An 18424-nucleotide genomic window follows, 5' to 3' on the forward strand; every position below is an offset into this window, starting at 1 on the left:
TGCAGCAGCAGAACTGCCTGCCTGACGATAGCGCTTTCTAATGACGGCGCGGTAATGCCTCCAATAACACATCCAGGTTTTGCAGGGCCATCGCAAAACCTTCCCTGAATCCCATTTCTATCAGCCTTTCCATCCGCTCAAGTGATTCATTGAAGATGGCAATCGTGACCGTTGTCAATCCGTTGGCTTCGCTGAAACGCAGATCCCAGTCGGATCCTTCCGGTTCTGTATGCTCATCTTTATCTGCAAAAGCATTAAAGAACTGATAATGGGTCTGCGGACTGATAACGGTAAAACGCTGAACGGCCCAGCGCTCTTCACCTTCCGGACTTACCATAGCATAAAACCTGCGTCCGCCTGCTTCAAAATTCATCGCCTTGGTTCTTGACAGCCACGGCTTCGGCGCCCACCATTGATCCAGCAATTCCGGTTTTGTAAATGCATCCCAAACCAAAGAAAGTTCTGCGGCAAATTCCCTGACAATGGTTACGGTTTTTGCCGCCTTGTCAACGGATAGGTCATAAAGTAAATCGTCTTTCATCTTTTTTGTTTTTTCATGTTTGATAATACTTTGTCTAACTGATTGAAACGTGTTTCCCAGATTTTTCTGAACTGGCTGAGCCATTGATCAATCTCTTTCAGCTTCTGCACCTCCAGCGAGTAATAAATCTCCCTGCCTTGTTGCTCCTGCTTCACCAGTGCACACTCCGTCAAAATCTGCAGGTGCTTTGAAATCGCCTGCCGCGTGATATGAAAGTTTTCCGCCAGCGCATTGGGCGTCATGGCCTGCAAGGCAATGAGCGTAATGATGGCCCGCCGCGTCGGGTCGGCAATGGCCTGGTAAATGTCCCGTCTTACTTTCATCGTAACTGATTTTTGAGCAACTATCTGGTTGCAAATATATGCAACTAAATGATTGCACAAAATATTTTTCATTTTTTTTGTGATGAATGAAGGATGTGTCAGAACCGGAAGTTAAAGGAGGAGGCTTATCCGCTAATCAGCATTAAGCCGGAATAGAGCTCCCTGAATTGCATTGCTGCAATGCATTGAAAGCTGCCTTACCTGCATTTGTTCAGGGCTGCTTACTTTGTGCCGGGCAAAATGTGTTTCATCATTCAGCGATGCCGTTTGCCATCTGTCAATCAAGTATCTTTATCTTATGCAGGAAACCAATGCAGGCAGCCATCATTCCGAAGCGTTTGAAAAGGAACTGCAACGCCTCAACAAAAATCAACGACTTGCCGTAGAAAGCATTGAAGGCCCGGTGCTCGTAATCGCCGGACCCGGCACCGGCAAAACACAAATCATTGCCACACGCATCGGGCAGATGCTGGCCACGCAGGATGCGCAGATTCAGCCGCATAACATTCTTTGCCTCACCTACACGGAAGCCGGTGCCATTGCCATGCGAAAGCGGCTGCTGAAAATTATCGGTACCGATGCGCACCGGATCACCATAGAAACCTTTCACGCTTTCTGCAACAGCGTGATACGGGATAATATCGAATACTTCGGCAGGCGCGACCTCGAACCGCTGAGTGAACTGGAACGCTACACGGTGCTGGAAGCAATCATCAACGAGCTGGAACCGTCGCATCCTTTGCGAAGGCTGAAAGGTGAGGTATATTTTGAAGCCGGCCGGCTGCAGCACCTTTTCAGCACCATGAAACAGGAAGACTGGACACTGGAACATCTCACCGATGCCGCCGACCGCTATATAGCCGACCTTCCTTTGCGTGATGAATACATTTACAAACGCGATACTAAAGACAAAAAGAAAGGCGATCTGAAAAAGGATGCCATCGCGGCGGAGACGGAAAAGATGGAACTGCTGAAATCAGCAGCACGGCTATTCCCGGTGTATAAAATGAAGATGGAACAACTGGGCCGATATGATTATCACGATATGATCCTGTGGGTGATAGAAGAATTCAGGCGCAACGAAACACTGCTGCGCAATTACCAGGAGCGTTACCAGTATTTGCTCGTAGATGAATTCCAGGACACCAATGGCGCTCAAAATGAAATCATCACGCTGCTGACGAATTATTGGGCAACACCCAACATCTTTTGCGTAGGCGATGATGACCAGGGCATTTATGAGTTCCAGGGCGCACGCATCCAGAATATCGTGGACTTTATGCAACGCTATGCCGCTGCACTGCAAACTATCGTGCTGAAAGAAAATTACCGAAGCACACAGGCCATACTGGATGTGGCAAAAAAAGTGATTGACAATAATCAGTTGCGGCTGGCAGCGGTGAAAGCCACGCTGTCAAAGAATTTAACGGCCGCTCTGCCGGAGAGAAGCATTGTAACGGCGGTTCCGTTTGTACACGAATATGCCAACGACCTGCAGGAAGTGGCCGGTGTTGCACAACAGGTGCTCGCCCTGCAGCAGCAAGGTGTTCCGCTGCAGGAGATTGCGATCTTGTATTACCGGCATGCCCATGCGGAAAGGTTGCTGGAGCTGTTCGAAAAGAAGTCCATTCCTTTCCAGGTCAACCGCAGCGTGAATATTTTAGAACTGGTAGAGGTGCAGCAACTGCTTAATATCCTCCGTTACATCGACCAGGAACTGCGACAGCCTTATACCAACGATGCTCTGCTTTTTGAAATCATGCACAGCCGGTGGCTGGGCTTGCATGCATCCGACATCGCCACCATTTCCTTCTTCGCCAACAGCGAGAAAAAACCGCAGCCCTGGCTGCTGCTGATGAAACAGGATAAATTTCTTGCTTCCCTTCCGCTGGAAGACAGGGATGCCATACGGCAGTTCCGGAAAACCATGGATCATTGGCTGAGTGAAGCAAAAAATCTCACCCTGCCCATGCTCTTCGAAAAAATCATCAATGAGAGCGGTTACCTGAAATGGGTGCTGATGAGCAACGACAAAGCATGGAACCTGCAGGTGCTGCATACGCTGTTTGATTTCGTCAGGCAGGAAGCAGTGCGGCAATCCGGGCTTTCACTTACTTCATTGCTCAACATGATCAGTCAGATGCAAACGCATGCCATCAGGCTGGAGGTGGAGAAGACGGTGGCAGCACGTGATGGTGTTTTGTTTTCAACCTGCCATTCGGCTAAAGGGCTGGAGTTTCAGCATGTATTCCTGATTGGCACAAGCGACAACAATTGGGAGAAAGCGCGCAGCGGCGCAAAAAATTATGCGCTGCCCGATACACTTACCTTCACCACCGAAGAAAACAAAGTGGAATCGCTGCGCCGGCTTTTTTATGTAGGCATCACCCGTGCGAAGGAAGGATTGTATATCAGTTATGCCCTGCAAAATGACAACGGCAGGCAGAAAGTGGCATCACGGTTTGTGACAGATACCGGTATTGTTGCTGCTGCCATGCCGGTAACAGAAGACGTGATGGTTGATACCCTGGGTGATTTACTGAAAGCAACGCCGCCGCCACAGGCAGCTAAAATTGAAAAGCAGCTGGTCGAACAAAGACTGCAACACTTTGCACTCAGTCCGTCCACACTGAATGCCTATCTCGATTGCCCTGTCCGCTTTTACTATGAAACAATTATCCGCATTCCGCATGCCGCCAACGACTCCATGGCATTTGGTTCGGCTGTGCATTACGCACTGCAACGGTTGTTTGAGAAGATGAAAGCGAACAATGATATTTTTCCTGCCAAAGAAGAAATGGTGAATGATTTTATCGGCTACATGTTGCGCAACAAACTTTCGTTCACCGAGAAACAGTTTGCAAACAGGATGGAGCTGGGGAAGCAACTGCTGCCTTCCTTTTATAATTTCTATGCAGATAAATGGATCAGGACTGTAGTACTCGAATATTTTGTGAATGATATTGCGGTGGATGGCGTGCCGCTGAAAGGCAAGCTGGATAAGATTGAATTTGCCGGTAAGGAAGTGAGAGTGGTAGATTATAAGACCGGCAGTTTGATGAATGCTCAGAAAAACAAAAAACTAAATCCTCCTGATGAGGAGCATCCGCTTGGCGGCGATTACTGGCGGCAACTGGTCTTTTATAAAATCCTGCTGGATAACCTTCCTGCTAAAAACTGGAAGATGCATACTGGCATTATTGATTTCATTGAAGAAGATCCGAAGAGCAAATCCTTCCATCAGTTTCCGCTGGAAGTAACACCGGCTGCCGTAGCCTTTGTAAAAGAGCAGATCAAAACCACGTATGCCGCCATTATGGAACATAAATTTTATGAAGGTTGCGGAAAAGAAGAATGCCGGTGGTGCACATTTGTCCGTAACAACTACTCCGCCGCCGCCATGCCGGTTGCCACCACGGAAGACTAATTATGAAAAAATCTTTACAACATCAGCCGGGTGATGGACTTTCCAGGTTGCTGAACCAACTCCGGTTCCTCTCCACGCATCTCGAAAGAGCATCAACGTCACCGTCGCCTGCACGCGCGCTGTTTCTTTCGCCGGCCAGGCAAAACACATTTTATCTTGAAGCTTTAGCCCGCATCCACCGCAAGCTGCATGACCGGAATTTTTTTAACGAGTTGCGTAAAACCATCAAGCAGCTGGAAGATCAGCTTGGACGCGTGGATTACTACCATGCTTTTGCAGTGGAATTTTCGGCCACAGCAAACTTTCCTCCTCTCCTCCTGCAATACTTCAACACACAAACCGAATCAGCAATGCAGGCATTACAGCAGCTGCTCGAAGAACAGCAATGGCTGGATCTTTCATCGGGCATGGTGCCACAGCTGATCCACGACTTCGAAAAAATTTCCTGGATGGAACCCATGGAGGAATGCAAAGCAATCATGCACTTCCTGAATGATGAATGGTCGGATTTCAAAAAAGATTTCAGCAGCAACAAATTTGATTTCACCCTGCTTGAGCAGGGCGTGCATGAATTCCGCCGGCAGTTGCGCTGGTTCAGCATTTATGCGCAGGCCCTGCAGGGTTTGATCCAGCTGAAAGAAAACCCGCATCGCGCCACCCTACTGGAAAAATATCTTACCGATGAAATTCTGCATTCGCCGTTTAACAAAATGCCCGCAACAGCAAATTCGCTGACTGCCATTTATGTTTCGGCTCCCGATTTCTACGCAATCAGCTATGTCATACAAGCTATCGGCACACTGAAAGACAGCGGCCTCCGGCTACATGCATTGTCTGAGGCCATTGTGGCAACAGAAATGAAAGACGAAAACGAAGCAACCCGCTTTGCCGCCCGTTTGCTGCATGAGGATGAAGGTGCCTCAGAAGATATTGCAAGGCAGGCCAGAACACTTTGCAGCAGGATGATGGAAGAAGTAGAGATAACTTACACGTTGTAAGCAGCCACCTAATGAGCTGCCCGGCTGATGCTTCTGGAATATTTTTTTCTTTGAAGCATCAGGCAATAGCAGCACAAGCGGAAAACCGGACGAAATCTTCATAGCCGCGTACTTCAAAATAGAGCCGGCAAATTGAAAGTAATTTTTTTTAACACCCGGCTTCAAAAAATGTCATTATGTTATTTAAAATGCTGCCTGTTACATCAAGTAGCCGGTCAAAGCCGGTGAGCCTGCTTACAGGCAGTATGTTACTGCTCTCCTGCTGTTGCTACCTGTATATTGGTTATGGATTGGAACGTGAACAGTTCACGCTGCTGATCTCCTGCTACCTGCTGCTCTTCGCCGCTTATCTTCAACTGCTGAAAAAAGTTGAACAGCCTGGAATGAATAACTTTGCTGGCCTCCAACCGGATCAGACTGCTTTATTATTGAACAGGAAATCTGATTTGTCGCTGCTGATTGCCGCAGCCATCGCCTTCCGCATTGCGTTTCTCTTTTCACTGCCGGCATTATCCGATGATTATTTCCGGTTCGCCTGGGATGGATACATGCTGCATCTTGGCGAAAACCCATACACCATCTTACCGGCTGTTTATATGCAGGAGGCCGGCCATCAAACCAGCTATCTCATGCATTTGTTCAAAGGCATGAATTCACAGGCATACTTTACCGTCTATCCTCCTGTCTGCCAGTTCCTGTTCGGTTTCAGCGCATCACTGTTTCCGGGCAACCTCGCGGGAACTGTTACCGTGATGCGGACTGGTTGCATAGCAGCGGAGGTGGGCACCATCTTCCTGTTGCCGAAAATACTTGCCATGCTGCACCTGCCCGTGCGAAATGTATTGATCTATGCGTTGAATCCCCTCGTGATTATTGAACTCACCGGTAACATTCATCCGGAAGCAATCATGATTTTCTTCCTCGTGTTATCTGTTTTTTTTCTGCTGAAAATCAACGGGCAAAAAAAGCCAGCCGAAGAACCCTCTTCATTTTTTTCCCAAAAATATTCGCTGACGCAGCCCGGCGGTGAAGCCGCCATCCTGAATCATATGTCAGCCAACGGCCGGCGATGGCTGCTCTTTTCAGCACTGAGCTGCGCCGCTGCGATTGCCACCAAACTTATTCCATTGATTTTTCTTCCCATGCTCATTAAAAGGCTGAAGTGGCAACAGATCAGTATATATTTCCTGGTCACCGGCACGGCATTCCTGGCCATGCTGCTTCCCTTCATCAACCGTGATCTGCTGATGCAATGGGGCAGCAGCCTGCAATTATATTTTCAGACTTTCGAATTCAATGCAGGCATCTACTATCTCATCCGCTGGGCCGGTTTTCAAATCGTGCAGTATAATATCGTGCAGCAGGCAGGTCCATGGCTGGGCATCGTTACCTTTATAGCTATCCTGGTTTTTGCGGTGAGAGAAAAAGAAACTACCGTGAAGCGTTTTTTCTCCGCCATAACGTGGACACTTACCATTTATTTACTGCTGGCAACAACCGTGCATCCGTGGTACATCACCACATTGGTGATGTGCGCTGCCATTACAGGTTATAAGTATCCTGTTGTATGGTCTCTGCTGATTGTACTCAGCTATGCAACTTATCAGTCCATTCCATACCGGGAAAACTTATTGTTTACCGCCATTGAATACATCGCCGTTTTATTAGTGCTGATCGCTGAACTGAACTGGTACCGCAATAAAAATCATGGCAGCTTGGTAGCGTAACCTGATAGCATAAACCGAAAAGTTTTGCATGTCATTGTTTGCATACAGCAATATGCCGGGCTTTTATAAGAACCGGTCGCCTTTGTTGCGCTTTATATCGGCTACAATCTGCTTGATTTCCTGCTCCTGGTCTTTGCGGCAGATGAGCAGCACCTCTTCCGTGTCAACAACGATATAATCTTCCATTCCCTGCAAGACCACCATCTTTTTTTCCGGCACCATCACCATGCAGTTGGTGGAATCGTAAATCATCACATTTTTGCCGGATACAGCATTGCCCAAATAATCCTTTGCATATTGTTCATACAACGATGCCCACGTTCCAAGATCGCTCCAGCCAAACTGCGCGGGAATCACGCAGACGTTCTTAGCTTTTTCCATAATAGCGGTATCAATACTCACATTCGGGCACATAGAGAAAGCCTTGGCAACAAATTCTTTCTCACCCGGAGTATTATATACTTTTTTGATTTCCTTGAAAACATCATTCACCTCGGGCAGGTAATGGTGGTATGCATTCATGAGTGTCCGCACATTGGAGATAAAAATTCCGGCATTCCAGAGGAAATCACCACTCCGGTAAAAAGTGGTGGCGATATCCAGCGGTGGTTTTTCCACGAAAGTTTTAACCTTAAAGACACCATCTTCACCTGAATCTTCCATGTACTGAATGTATCCGTAACCGGTATCGGGCCTGGTGGGCCTGATGCCCAGCGTTATAATGATATCACGCTTCTGCACCACCTTCATCGCCTGCTGCACGGCCTTGTCATATTGATCTTCGCGCAGGATCATGTGATCGCTGGGTGTGATAATGAAAGAGGCATTGGTATCGATAGACAATATCTTATGACCGGCATAGGCGATACAAGGCGCCGTATTTTTCCGGGCAGGTTCCAGCAACAGGTTTTCATCATTCAGCGCGGGCAGTTGCTGCTTCGCTATGTCGCGATAGGACTCATTGGTAATCACAAATATCTTGTCCGGCGAAAAGTTGCGTAGCAAACGATCATAGGTCATTTGCATCATCGACTGCCCGGTTCCAAGGATATCGAGGAATTGCTTTGGCATCCGGCTCTTGCTCACGGGCCAGAACCGGCTGCCGATTCCGCCGGCCAGCATCACTGCGAATTGGTGCTTTTTCATAACCGGATGATGAATAAATTTTGAACGATGATCTGCATCGACCGATGTGTTAACCTGCTTTTGAATATTTAACGCTTATCAACCCGAAACGTGTTTAACGGATCCTTCCGCAAGCCGGAAGAAACCCAATCAAACCAATCCTTCCCTCAGCAAATCATGCACGTGCACCATGCCGAGGTATTGATTCTTATCTTTCACAATCACCTGTGTGATTTTATGGCTGCGCATCAGTTCCAGCGCATTGATCGCCAGCTCCTCTTTCTGTACAGTGAGCGGACGCCTGCCCATAATGCGCTTAGCCGTAAGTGCCTCCGGCAACGTTTTCTTTTCCATCATCCTTCGCAAATCTCCATCGGTAATGATACCGGTAATCCTGCCCTGCTTATCCACCACAGCTGTTGCGCCCAGCCTGTTGGAAGTAATTTCCAGTATCACTTTTTGAATAGTATCGCTTTCCTTCACCACCGGACGCTGATGCTGCACATATAAATCACTTACTTTGAGATACAGCTTCCTGCCCAATGCACCACCCGGATGAAACTTGGCAAAATCCGCCGTGGAAAAGCCCCTCATCTTTAACAGGCATACTGCCAGTGCATCGCCCATGGCCAGCTGCGCCGTTGTGCTTGCAGTTGGAGCCAGGTTATTCGGACATGCTTCACGCGACACTGTCGTGTCCAGGACCAAATCGGCATGCTTTGCCAGGAAGCTGCCGGTATTGCCCACAATGGCTGCCAGCAGGTTCCCGTTATTTTTCACCAATGGAACCAGCACTTTTATTTCCGGACTTTCACCGCTCTTTGAAATGCAGATGATGATATCTTCATCGCGTATCATTCCGAGGTCGCCGTGAATGGCATCGGCAGCATGCATATACATCGCAGATGTTCCGGTAGAATTGAATGTGGCAACCAGCTTACTGGCAATGATGGCACTCTTACCGATTCCCGTAACCACCACACGACCGTTACATTGATAGATCTTTTCCGCCAGACGGGCAAACTGACTGTCCAGCTGCTTCACCAGCCCCATGATGGCACCGGCTTCAATGGATAAAGTCTCCCTTGCTGTACGTAGGATGGAGGCAGTAGTAATCTTCAAAGGCTTAAGAAAGTATGCTGGAAATGATATGTGAATTTGATTACCTTTCAGGTATTGTTAAATTCAATGATCGGAGTCCAAATGGACAGGATAAAGAAATTTCCGATTGAATTTTTGTAAAAGTATTAAAATTCCTACTTTTAGATAGTTGAAGCTTTGCAACTGCCTGCCGGGTAGTTGTTAAAATACATCTCACACGGGTTGTTTGGGGCTTCCCGTCTATTTAGATCTAAAACATCAAAATCCACAGCAAGCATAATGGCCTGCAGGCAGCAGGTTTTTTTGAATTTGAAACAACTGAAAGTAACATGGTTAAGAAGGCTGTAAACGGTGGAGTTGTGAAAGAGCAACCAGCAAAATTGAAGAAATTACCTAAAGGCAGCGCCAAACCGGCGTCAAAAGCTGTTAAGCATACGAATGGCATCGGAACTGATGTAATAGTAAAGCAGGAGAAGAACGGTAAGAATGCTGATGCCGACGGCAATAAGATCCTGAAAGTGATGCAAACCGTAAAGAAAGACGGCAAGCTGCATCTCCGCGACTCGCTGCATGAATACTTCGGTTTCGACAATTTCAAAGGCGACCAGGAAAAAATTATTCAGAGTGTGATGAACGGTGAAGACACCTTCGTCATCATGCCTACCGGCGGCGGAAAATCGCTCTGCTATCAGTTGCCGGCCATCCTGCTCAAAGGCACAGCCATTATTATATCGCCGCTGATTGCCCTCATGAAAAACCAGGTGGATCAAATACGCGGATACAGCAGCAATGATAATATCGCGCATTTTCTCAACTCATCCCTTACCAAAGCGCAGGCAAAAGATGTGAAGAAAGACCTCGTACGCGGCGTCACCAAAATGCTGTACGTAGCGCCGGAGACACTCACGAAGGAAGAGAATATTGATTTCCTGAGCGGGCTCGACATCTCCTTTGTGGCCGTGGATGAAGCACATTGCATCTCTGAATGGGGACATGATTTCCGGCCTGAATACCGTAAGATAAAAGGCATGATAGAAAATATGGGTAACCGTATACCCATCATGGCACTTACGGCCACCGCCACGCCAAAGGTGCAGTCTGATATCCTGAAAAACCTTGACATGAGCGAAAAGAACATCTTCATCAGCTCATTCAACAGGCCCAACCTCTATTATGAAGTACGGCCTAAAGGAAAGAAAGAAGCCACGCTGAAACAGATCGTGAAGTTTGTGAAGAGCATGTCGGGAAAATCGGGTATCATTTATGTGCTGAGCAGAAAGTCAACGGAAGAGATAGCGGAATTTTTAACGGTGAATGGTATCAGGGCCGCTGCCTATCATGCAGGCCTCGATGCGGCTACACGATCGGGCAGGCAGGACCAGTTCCTGATGGAAGACATTGATGTAATCGTGGCCACGATTGCTTTTGGCATGGGCATCGATAAACCTGATGTGCGTTTCGTGATTCATTATAACATTCCGAAATCACTCGAGAACTATTACCAGGAAACCGGCCGTGGCGGACGCGACGGGCTCGAAGGCAAGTGTATCGCTTTCTACAACTACAGCGACATCGTGAAGCTGGAGAAGTTCATGCGCGACAAATCGCAGAGCGAACGTGAGATGGGCGGGCACCTGCTGATGGAAACAGTCGCTTATGCCGAAACATCTGTATGCCGGCGCCGTTTCCTGCTGCATTACTTCGGTGAGAAATATGATAAAGACAACTGTGGCAAGTGCGACAACTGCCTGCATCCCAAGGAACAGATGGAAGGCAAAGATTACATCAAGTTGCTCGTGCAGGCTGTAGACGCCGTCCATGAAAGCTTTACCATCAACTACATCGTCGACATTCTCTGCGGCAACAAGCATAACCAGGTGACGATGTTCAAACATGATCAGCTGCCGGTTTTCGGCGCGGGCAAAGACCATGATGATCACTTCTGGAACTCTGTACTGCGGCAGGCTTTGCTGCATAACCTGATCACCAAAGACATTGAGAATTATGGTGTGATAAGGCTCAGTGAGAAAGGCCGTACGTTTTTACAGAAGCCGCATTCCATCATGATCTCCATCAATCATGATTTCGATAACCTGGAAGATACGGAAGCGGAAGGCGGCACGAGTGCCTTAGACCCGACACTGCTGAACATGCTGAAAGACCTGCGCAAACGATATGCGAAAGAACGTAACCTTCCGCCGTTTGTCCTGTTCCAGGATCCCTCGCTTGAAGATATGGCTACGCAATATCCCACCACGCTGGATGAACTCTCGCGCATCATGGGAGTGAGCAAAGGTAAAGCCACCAAGTATGGCAAACCTTTCGTGGAGCTGATTGCCTCTTATGTGGAAGAAAATGATATTGAGAAACCTTCTGAAATGGTGGTGAAGTCGGTGGTGAACAAATCAGGCATTAAAGTCTATATCATCCAGAATATCGATAAGAAAATCCCGCTCGACACCATTGCACAGGGTAAGGGTATGAAGATGGATCAGCTGCTGGAGGAAATGGAGTCCATCGTTTCATCCGGCACGCGCCTCAACCTCGACTATTACATCACCGATCTCATTGAAGAAGACCGGCAGGAAGAAGTGTACGATTACTTCCGCACTGCACATTCCGATTCGCTCGAGGATGCGCTGGAAGATCTCGGGAAAGACAATTATTCTTTGGAAGAGATACGATTGATGCGCATCAAGTTTATGAGCGAGATGGCACATTGAAAAAATGGGAAATGGGTTACCGGTTTTCCCGGCAGGCACCTGTTCTCCACTGCCGCAGCGAAGTTCACTGTATGAAATTCTCCGGCTCTTATTAGCTTGCACAAGCTGTAACTTTAGGTCTTTGTGATGATGCCCTATGCCTGTGCTCCGTAATATCTTCTTCTCCTTCCCGGTACAGCTGGTGCTGCTGCACCTGCGGAAGTTCCTTTTCATGCTGGTGCCATGGCTCATCCTTGTGCTTATGGTTACAGGAAATTTTTTATCACGGCTCGGCTTTCATTATCTCTTCCTTGATCCCGAATACTTTGGCAAGGTCAGCTTCATCAGCTTCTTTTTTATCGGCATCGCTCTCGGCGGTTTCATCTTTGTCTGGAATATCACCAGCTACATCCTGAACAGTTTCCGGTTTCCGTTTCTTGCTACCTTTGAAAGGCCTTTTCTGCGATATACGCTGAACAATGCCATCTTCCCGCTGATCTTCATCATTATCTACTTCTACTCGCTCATCCGTTTTCAGTATTATTCGGAACTCAAGTCATTTTTTGAAGTCATCACTTACCAGGTTGCACTGATCAGCGGCGTAACACTGATGATGATTATCTCCGTGCTTCAATCGCTGAATATTCATGTAGAGCGGTTCGTGCAACGGCGGGCACGCAGGCAGAAACACCAGCCAGAAGAACAAACTGCTCCGGTTGTGAGCCAGCGTTCATCAGCGCGCGCGCTCTTCTCTCCTGAGATAAGAGTTGACTATGTACTCATTCATCCATTCAGGGTAAGGCCCGTACGCAGTGTTACCCACTATCAGCCTGACGACCTCATGAAAGTTTTCAGGCTGCACCATAAGAATGCCCTGTACATTGAAATGACTGCGCTGTTCATCATTGTACTGCTTGGCTTCCTGAAAGAAATCCCTATCTTCCAGATACCTGCCGGCGCCAGCATTTTGCTTTTGCTCACCATTATGCTCGCACCTATCGGCGCATTATCCTACTGGCTGCGTTCCTGGGCAGTGTCGGCATTTATAGCCTTACTGATCGTCGCCAACCTGCTGGTGAAATTTGATTTCATCAGTCACCGCAACAAGGCCTTTGGCATGGATTACACTCACCCGGCAGCATATAACCTTTCCACGATTGAAGGTGCCGCATCTGCAGCTGTGGTGGAAAGAGATAAAGCCACCACCCTGCAGATGCTGGAAAACTGGAAGCATAAAGTGGCTCCATACTATCATCCTTTGCAGAAGCCTCCGCTGATACTGGTGAATGCCAGCGGCGGCGGATTAAAGGCATCGTTGTGGGCATTCAGGCTGATGCAGGTGGCAGACAGTGTTACAGGGAATGCCTTTTTTGATCATTGCGTGTTGATCAGCGGCGCTTCCGGCGGCATGATGGGCATGGCTTACTACCGTGAATTGTACCGCTCAAAAAAACTCGGTGATGCAATCGATTTGCGGGAACCGCGATTCATTGATAACATTTCCAAAGACATCCTGAATGCCATCTCTTTCACTTATGTAGTAAATGATGTATTGTTTCCATGGCAGCGCTTCACGGTAAACGGATTCACTTATCGGAAAGACCGCGGCTATATTTTTGAGAGAAGGTTCAGCCAGAATACCGGCTTCGTGATGGACCGTTCTTTGGAAGATTACCGTCTGTATGAAGAGAACGCCACTATCCCCATCCTGCTGTTCTCACCCACCATCATCGACGACGGCCGCAGGCTGCTGATTTCTTCCACTCCGCTCTCTTACCTCACCGAACCTCCACAGCGGAGAACATCTTCGAATGATATGAAGGTGGACGGCATCGAAATTCATTCCTTCTTTGGCAGGCAGCAGGGCGCCGGCCTGCCCTTTCTCACGGCCGTGAGGATGAATTCAACCTTCCCGTACATCATGCCGAATGTTTACCTGCCTACTGTTCCCGCAGTACAGACGATGGATGCAGGCCTGCGCGACAACTATGGTTTTGAAACTACCTACCGTTTTCTGTTTGAATGTAAAGACTGGATTAATAAAAACTGTTCGCGCGTAATTATCGTGCAGGCCCGCGGCGACTATGAAAAAAATTATGAACCGGTGGTGGTGGAACATCCCTCACTCATGCAGAAAATGCTCGACCCGATCAGCAGCCTGTATGCCATCTGGAGCGATTACCAGGATTATCACCAGGATGAATTGACCGGCATGGCCGACAGCTGGCTGAACGTTGACCTGAATCTGCTTTCCTTCGAATATGTTCCGGAACAGAAAGATGAAGTGGCATCGATGAGCTTACACCTCACCACGCGTGAGAAACAAAATGTACTGAGCACCCTGCAAAATGCAGAGAACAGTGCAAAGCTGAATAAGCTGGTGATCCTGCTGTCGCGATAAATAAATAATGCCCTCACGGGAATCAGGTATTAAAGCTGCAACGAAATTTCATACCGTGCAATGAAAATAAAACCCGGTGAATTAGCGGAAAACAATTATGTGCTGCTGGAGCAACTGGCACATCATGAACTCGTTCCGTTTATTCAGACTTACATCCGTAAACGTACGATGTACTCCGTAATTTATTACCTGTGTAATCTGCTGCTGCTGGTACTTACCGGATATTTCATTCTTGACGGCTATAACCTGGCCGGTTACAATGTAGGTGACCGGCTGACTGATTTCTCTTATGGCATTGCCATTGCTTTTGCCTTAGTACCCCTGCACGAATACATTCATGTTTTGGCTTATAAATCGCAGGGAGCCGTCAATACTTCGTATGCAGCTAACCTGAAAAAATTTTACTTCATGGCCCTGGCCGATAAATTTGTCGCGGATAAAAAAGAATTTGAAGTGGTAGCACTTGCTCCATTTGTAGCCATCACGGCTATGTTTAGCCTGTTGCTCTGCGTTGCAGGTGAACCCTGGACATTAATCATTACCGGAATTTTATTGGCACATACGGCCATGTGTTCCGGAGATTTTGGCCTCCTCAGCTACTTTGCATGCCACAGGGATAAACAGGTAGTCACCTTCGATGATGTTGCAGGGAAGACATCATATTTTTATGTAAGAAGCAATGAAACAAAAAATGGAATGATCCATAACCATTGAATGCTGATCCGTTAACAATAGTGAACAGCATTATTTCAGCAGTAGATTCGTAACCTTTTTTGTTGCTGTGTTACATTGTCGTGATGCCCTGGTGATTGATATTTCACGCCATGATACAAATGCAAAACGTGATGCCGCTACCAATCAGTGCTGATTTCTTCCCTTCCGCTTTGTTTACCCGCTGCACAAGTCGCTTATTAATGGCGCAAAAGTCACAGCAGCAACTTACTTTCATTTTGCCTTGCGTTATAAGATTGCTGCAGGATAAATACCTTTCTTCGCTTCCTTCATTTTTTGCTGAACAACACCTGACTTTTGCAGCAGCGATGCAGCGCCAGTAACCTTCGTATGAAAAACAAAATTTGCGTATTGCTTATGCTGCTGGCAGGACAGCTTTCCGGCCAAAATAAAAAACCGGAAGACTATGGCTTCCGGCATCTGCAGATGGTATTCAGGACCGATACTGTTGACATACTGATAAAATCAGAAAAGGGTGAAGAAAATGTAAGGAAACCGCTTTTTCTTTTCTGCCAGGGCAGTCTGCCGCAACCATTGATTAAGCTGAGTGCTCAGGGAGTATATGGCGTTTACCCATTCTACACAGACAGTTTAGTTGCAGAATATCACCTTGCCATTATCAGCAAACCTTACATTCCGCTTATTGCTGATGTCAGAACACTTAACAGTGATATGACTTATAGGGACTCGACTACCGGAAGATTTCCCGCAGCGTACAGCGACAGAAATCACCTCGATTATTATGTTGACAGAAATAGTGCTGTAATTGACTACCTGCTGAAACAGGATTTTATTGACCATAAAAAATTAGTTGTCGCAGGCCATTCGGAGGGAAGTACAATCGCTGCGAAACTTGCATTGAAAAACAAAAAAGTGACACACCTGATTTACGCAAGCGGAAACCCGTTAGGCAGAATGCAGTCAATCATCAATCAAAGCCGGACCACTGAAACGGACACTGACAGCACGCGCTATGCAGAAAGTAATTTTGCATACTGGCAACAGGTTGTGACGGATAAGGACAACTTAGATGCTACACATGGTGATACGTATAAAGCAACCTATGACTTCTCTTATCCGCCCATTAACTATTTGATGCAACTGAAGATTCCCGTGCTGGTTTGTTACGGAACAAAAGATATTGCATTGCCTTTTAATGATTACTTACGGGTGGAAGCCATTCGACAAGGGAAAAATAATTTTACTTTCAAGGCATACATCGGCCTTGAACACAATTATTTCCCTTTGACGGAAACAGGACAAATCGATTATGACAGATTCAACTGGGATACCGTAGCGGATGACTGGCGGAAATGGGCAGCAATAAAGTGAAATCCAGTAACCCCGGAAAATAAACTACACTTATTATCCAGTTTGCATGGTGCCGTCGCAGCAGCGCTTGCTCATTGAATGACTAACTTCCTGGCCAAAGCGGCATTTTCCATTTCCATTACCAGGTAATACATGCTGGCAGGTAATACGCCATTAAAATCTAACGCAAATTCATGTTTGCCAGTGGACACTAACAGGCCGGAAAACACCTGCACCCTTTTTCCCGATTGATCATATAAAGAAACTACTGCTCCGGCATTGATCTGCGACATGCAGGAAATGACCACCTTATCGTGCACCAGGTTTCCGCGGAGCTCAAAACTAAATGGCAACTGTAATACAGGGGAAATACCGGCGGGGCCGGGCAACGTAAACTGTCCTGCCATCGAAGGCAGATCAGGTATACTGATATAATGATAGGTGCCTGCTTTGTTCACCACATAGCTGAAACTCGTATGGGCGCTGTCGAGCAATGCATTCCATTGCTGTGCACCATCCGGAATGCCATTCGCCGTAGTGGTATGTATGCCGGATTCCCACTGCCAGGTGATGGTATCACCACTTGCAACCGTCATCGTGTCAGGCGAAAACTGGAAATCAGCGGCGGTAATGATATGTGTCGCAGCGGTGGCAATACCCTGCAGGCAAAATGACAAGGCAGTGAGGAAAATCAAATGGTAAATATTTTTCTTCATCATGCAGTTTTTATGGCAGTAGCGAAAACAACTTCAAAATTATGTTTTAATAAAGCAGTCAGTAAAAATCAATAAAAGATCACTTCACGCAAGCTGTTCTCCCGCAACATCAGAAGAAAGCGGTTTTATAAGGATAACGCTCCATGTAAAGCTGCTTCACCAAATCATATATCTTAGTTCGAAGCGCATCAATGTTTTGCTTTTGTGCAGCCGAAATAAAAATCGCATTGCCATTCGTTTGCTTCGACCAGCTTTGCTTTAAATTGCGAAGTAACTCTTCTTTCACTTCAGGTGGCAGTAATTCATCAAATTGCTTTTCCTCATAAACATCCATTTTGTTAAACACCAGCAATGTGGCTTTCTCCAGCGCACCCAATTCCGCCAACGTTTCATTCACTACCCGAATCTGTTCTTCAAACTGCGGATGCGAAATATCCACCACGTGTAACAGGATATCTGATTCGCGCACCTCATCCAATGTTGACTTAAAGCTTTCCACCAGGTGATGCGGCAGTTTCCTGATGAAGCCGACGGTATCACTTAACAGGAAAGGCATCCTGTCCATCACCACCTTACGCGTTGTGGTATCAAGTGTTGCAAAAAGTTTATTCTCTGCAAACACTTCCGATTTGCTGAGCACATTCATCAAGGTTGATTTACCCACATTGGTGTAACCCACGAGGGCCACGCGGATCAACTCACCGCGCGACTTCCGTTGCGTGCGGCTTTGCAGATCAATTTTCTCCAGTTCCTTTTTCAGCAAAGAGATTTCCTGTTTTACAATACGGCGGTCAGTTTCAATTTCTTTTTCACCCGGGCCGCGCATACCGATACCGCCACGTTGCCTTTCGAGGTGTGTCCACAATCCCTTCAACCTTGGCAATAAATATTGTAATTGTGCCAGCTCCACCTGCGCGCGGGCCTGCGCGGTGCGTGCCCTGCTGGCAAAAATGTCGAGTATCAGGTTGCTGCGGTCGAGTATTTTGATCTTCAGCTCCTTTTCAATATTAAAGATCTGCTTGCCGGTGAGGTCATCATCGAAGATGGCAAGATCCACCTGCTTTTCCGACACATATTGCCGGATCTCCTCCAGCTTGCCTTCGCCGATAAATGTACGCGGATGCGGTGCAGGTAATCTTTGCGTGAAGCGCTTTAATGTGATGGCTCCGGCGGTTTCTGCCAGGAAAGCCAGTTCATCGAGATACTCTGTGAGCTGTTCTTCCTTTTGTCCCTGGTAAAGAAGACCAATCAATACTGCCTTTTCCTGCTGATGCTCTGCTTTTTGAATTAACGACATGTAGGTGTTACCCGGATAGTTGG

At 47.2% G+C, this 18424-nt stretch carries 13 protein-coding genes; 7 read left to right on the forward strand and 6 right to left on the reverse strand.

Annotated elements, in window-relative coordinates:
- Window positions 1-37 precede the first annotated feature (37 nt).
- Together K1X61_03075 and K1X61_03080 are read right to left on the reverse strand one after the other, a co-directional pair.
- Window positions 38-541, reverse strand: coding sequence for an SRPBCC domain-containing protein (locus K1X61_03075; protein ID MBX7107609.1), 504 nt, complete (start codon window positions 539-541; stop codon window positions 38-40).
- Complete coding sequence (locus tag K1X61_03080) at window positions 538-864, reverse strand: metalloregulator ArsR/SmtB family transcription factor (protein MBX7107610.1); 327 nt, start codon at window positions 862-864, stop codon at window positions 538-540. The genes K1X61_03075 and K1X61_03080 overlap by 4 nt, the downstream gene beginning before the upstream one ends.
- A 298-nt stretch (window positions 865-1162) precedes the next feature.
- Between K1X61_03080 and K1X61_03085 the strand changes: the two genes are divergently transcribed.
- From K1X61_03085 to K1X61_03095, 3 genes are all read left to right on the forward strand, one after another.
- A complete protein-coding gene (locus K1X61_03085) occupies window positions 1163-4291 on the forward strand; it encodes an ATP-dependent helicase (protein MBX7107611.1) in 3129 nt (1042 codons plus the stop codon).
- Between the two features lie 2 nt (window positions 4292-4293).
- Window positions 4294-5289 carry a hypothetical protein gene (locus K1X61_03090; protein ID MBX7107612.1) on the forward strand — a complete coding sequence of 332 codons (996 nt, stop codon included), beginning with the start codon at window positions 4294-4296 and terminating at the stop codon, window positions 5287-5289.
- A gap of 176 nt (window positions 5290-5465) precedes the next feature.
- Window positions 5466-7016, forward strand: a complete 1551-nt coding sequence (locus tag K1X61_03095) for a hypothetical protein (protein ID MBX7107613.1) — start codon at window positions 5466-5468, stop codon at window positions 7014-7016.
- 63 nt (window positions 7017-7079) lie between these two features.
- Here K1X61_03095 and K1X61_03100 read toward each other — a convergent pair whose 3' ends face one another.
- Window positions 7080-8162 (reverse strand): mannose-1-phosphate guanylyltransferase, encoded by a 1083-nt coding sequence (locus K1X61_03100; protein MBX7107614.1) that lies wholly within the window; start codon window positions 8160-8162, stop codon window positions 7080-7082.
- A gap of 129 nt (window positions 8163-8291) precedes the next feature.
- Window positions 8292-9194: a KpsF/GutQ family sugar-phosphate isomerase gene (locus K1X61_03105; protein MBX7107615.1), complete on the reverse strand. Its 903-nt coding sequence runs from the start codon at window positions 9192-9194 to the stop codon at window positions 8292-8294.
- A 569-nt stretch (window positions 9195-9763) separates the two neighbouring features.
- On the opposite strand from K1X61_03105, the gene recQ reads away from it, so the two are divergent.
- The 4 genes from recQ to K1X61_03125 all read left to right on the forward strand — a co-directional run bounded on the left by recQ (window position 9764) and on the right by K1X61_03125 (window position 16409).
- A complete protein-coding gene (recQ, locus tag K1X61_03110; protein ID MBX7107616.1) occupies window positions 9764-11965 on the forward strand; it encodes a DNA helicase RecQ in 2202 nt (733 codons plus the stop codon).
- A gap of 142 nt (window positions 11966-12107) precedes the next feature.
- Window positions 12108-14345: a hypothetical protein gene (locus tag K1X61_03115; GenBank protein ID MBX7107617.1), complete on the forward strand. Its 2238-nt coding sequence runs from the start codon at window positions 12108-12110 to the stop codon at window positions 14343-14345.
- Between the two features lie 60 nt (window positions 14346-14405).
- The gene (locus tag K1X61_03120; GenBank protein MBX7107618.1) at window positions 14406-15059 is read left to right on the forward strand and encodes a DUF3267 domain-containing protein; all 654 of its coding nucleotides are present in this window, start codon (window positions 14406-14408) and stop codon (window positions 15057-15059) included.
- 348 nt (window positions 15060-15407) lie between these two features.
- Window positions 15408-16409: an alpha/beta hydrolase fold domain-containing protein gene (locus K1X61_03125; GenBank protein MBX7107619.1), complete on the forward strand. Its 1002-nt coding sequence runs from the start codon at window positions 15408-15410 to the stop codon at window positions 16407-16409.
- Window positions 16410-16480: 71 nt separating this feature from the next.
- Here the strand turns inward: K1X61_03125 and K1X61_03130 are convergent, their stop codons facing one another.
- Window positions 16481-17104: a hypothetical protein gene (locus K1X61_03130; GenBank protein ID MBX7107620.1), complete on the reverse strand. Its 624-nt coding sequence runs from the start codon at window positions 17102-17104 to the stop codon at window positions 16481-16483.
- 109 nt (window positions 17105-17213) lie between these two features.
- The gene (hflX, locus tag K1X61_03135) at window positions 17214-18401 is read right to left on the reverse strand and encodes a GTPase HflX (GenBank protein MBX7107621.1); all 1188 of its coding nucleotides are present in this window, start codon (window positions 18399-18401) and stop codon (window positions 17214-17216) included.
- Window positions 18402-18424 lie beyond the last annotated feature (23 nt).

The sequence above is a fragment of the Chitinophagales bacterium genome (assembly GCA_019694975.1).
Lineage (GTDB): Bacteria > Bacteroidota > Bacteroidia > Chitinophagales > UBA10324 > JACCZZ01.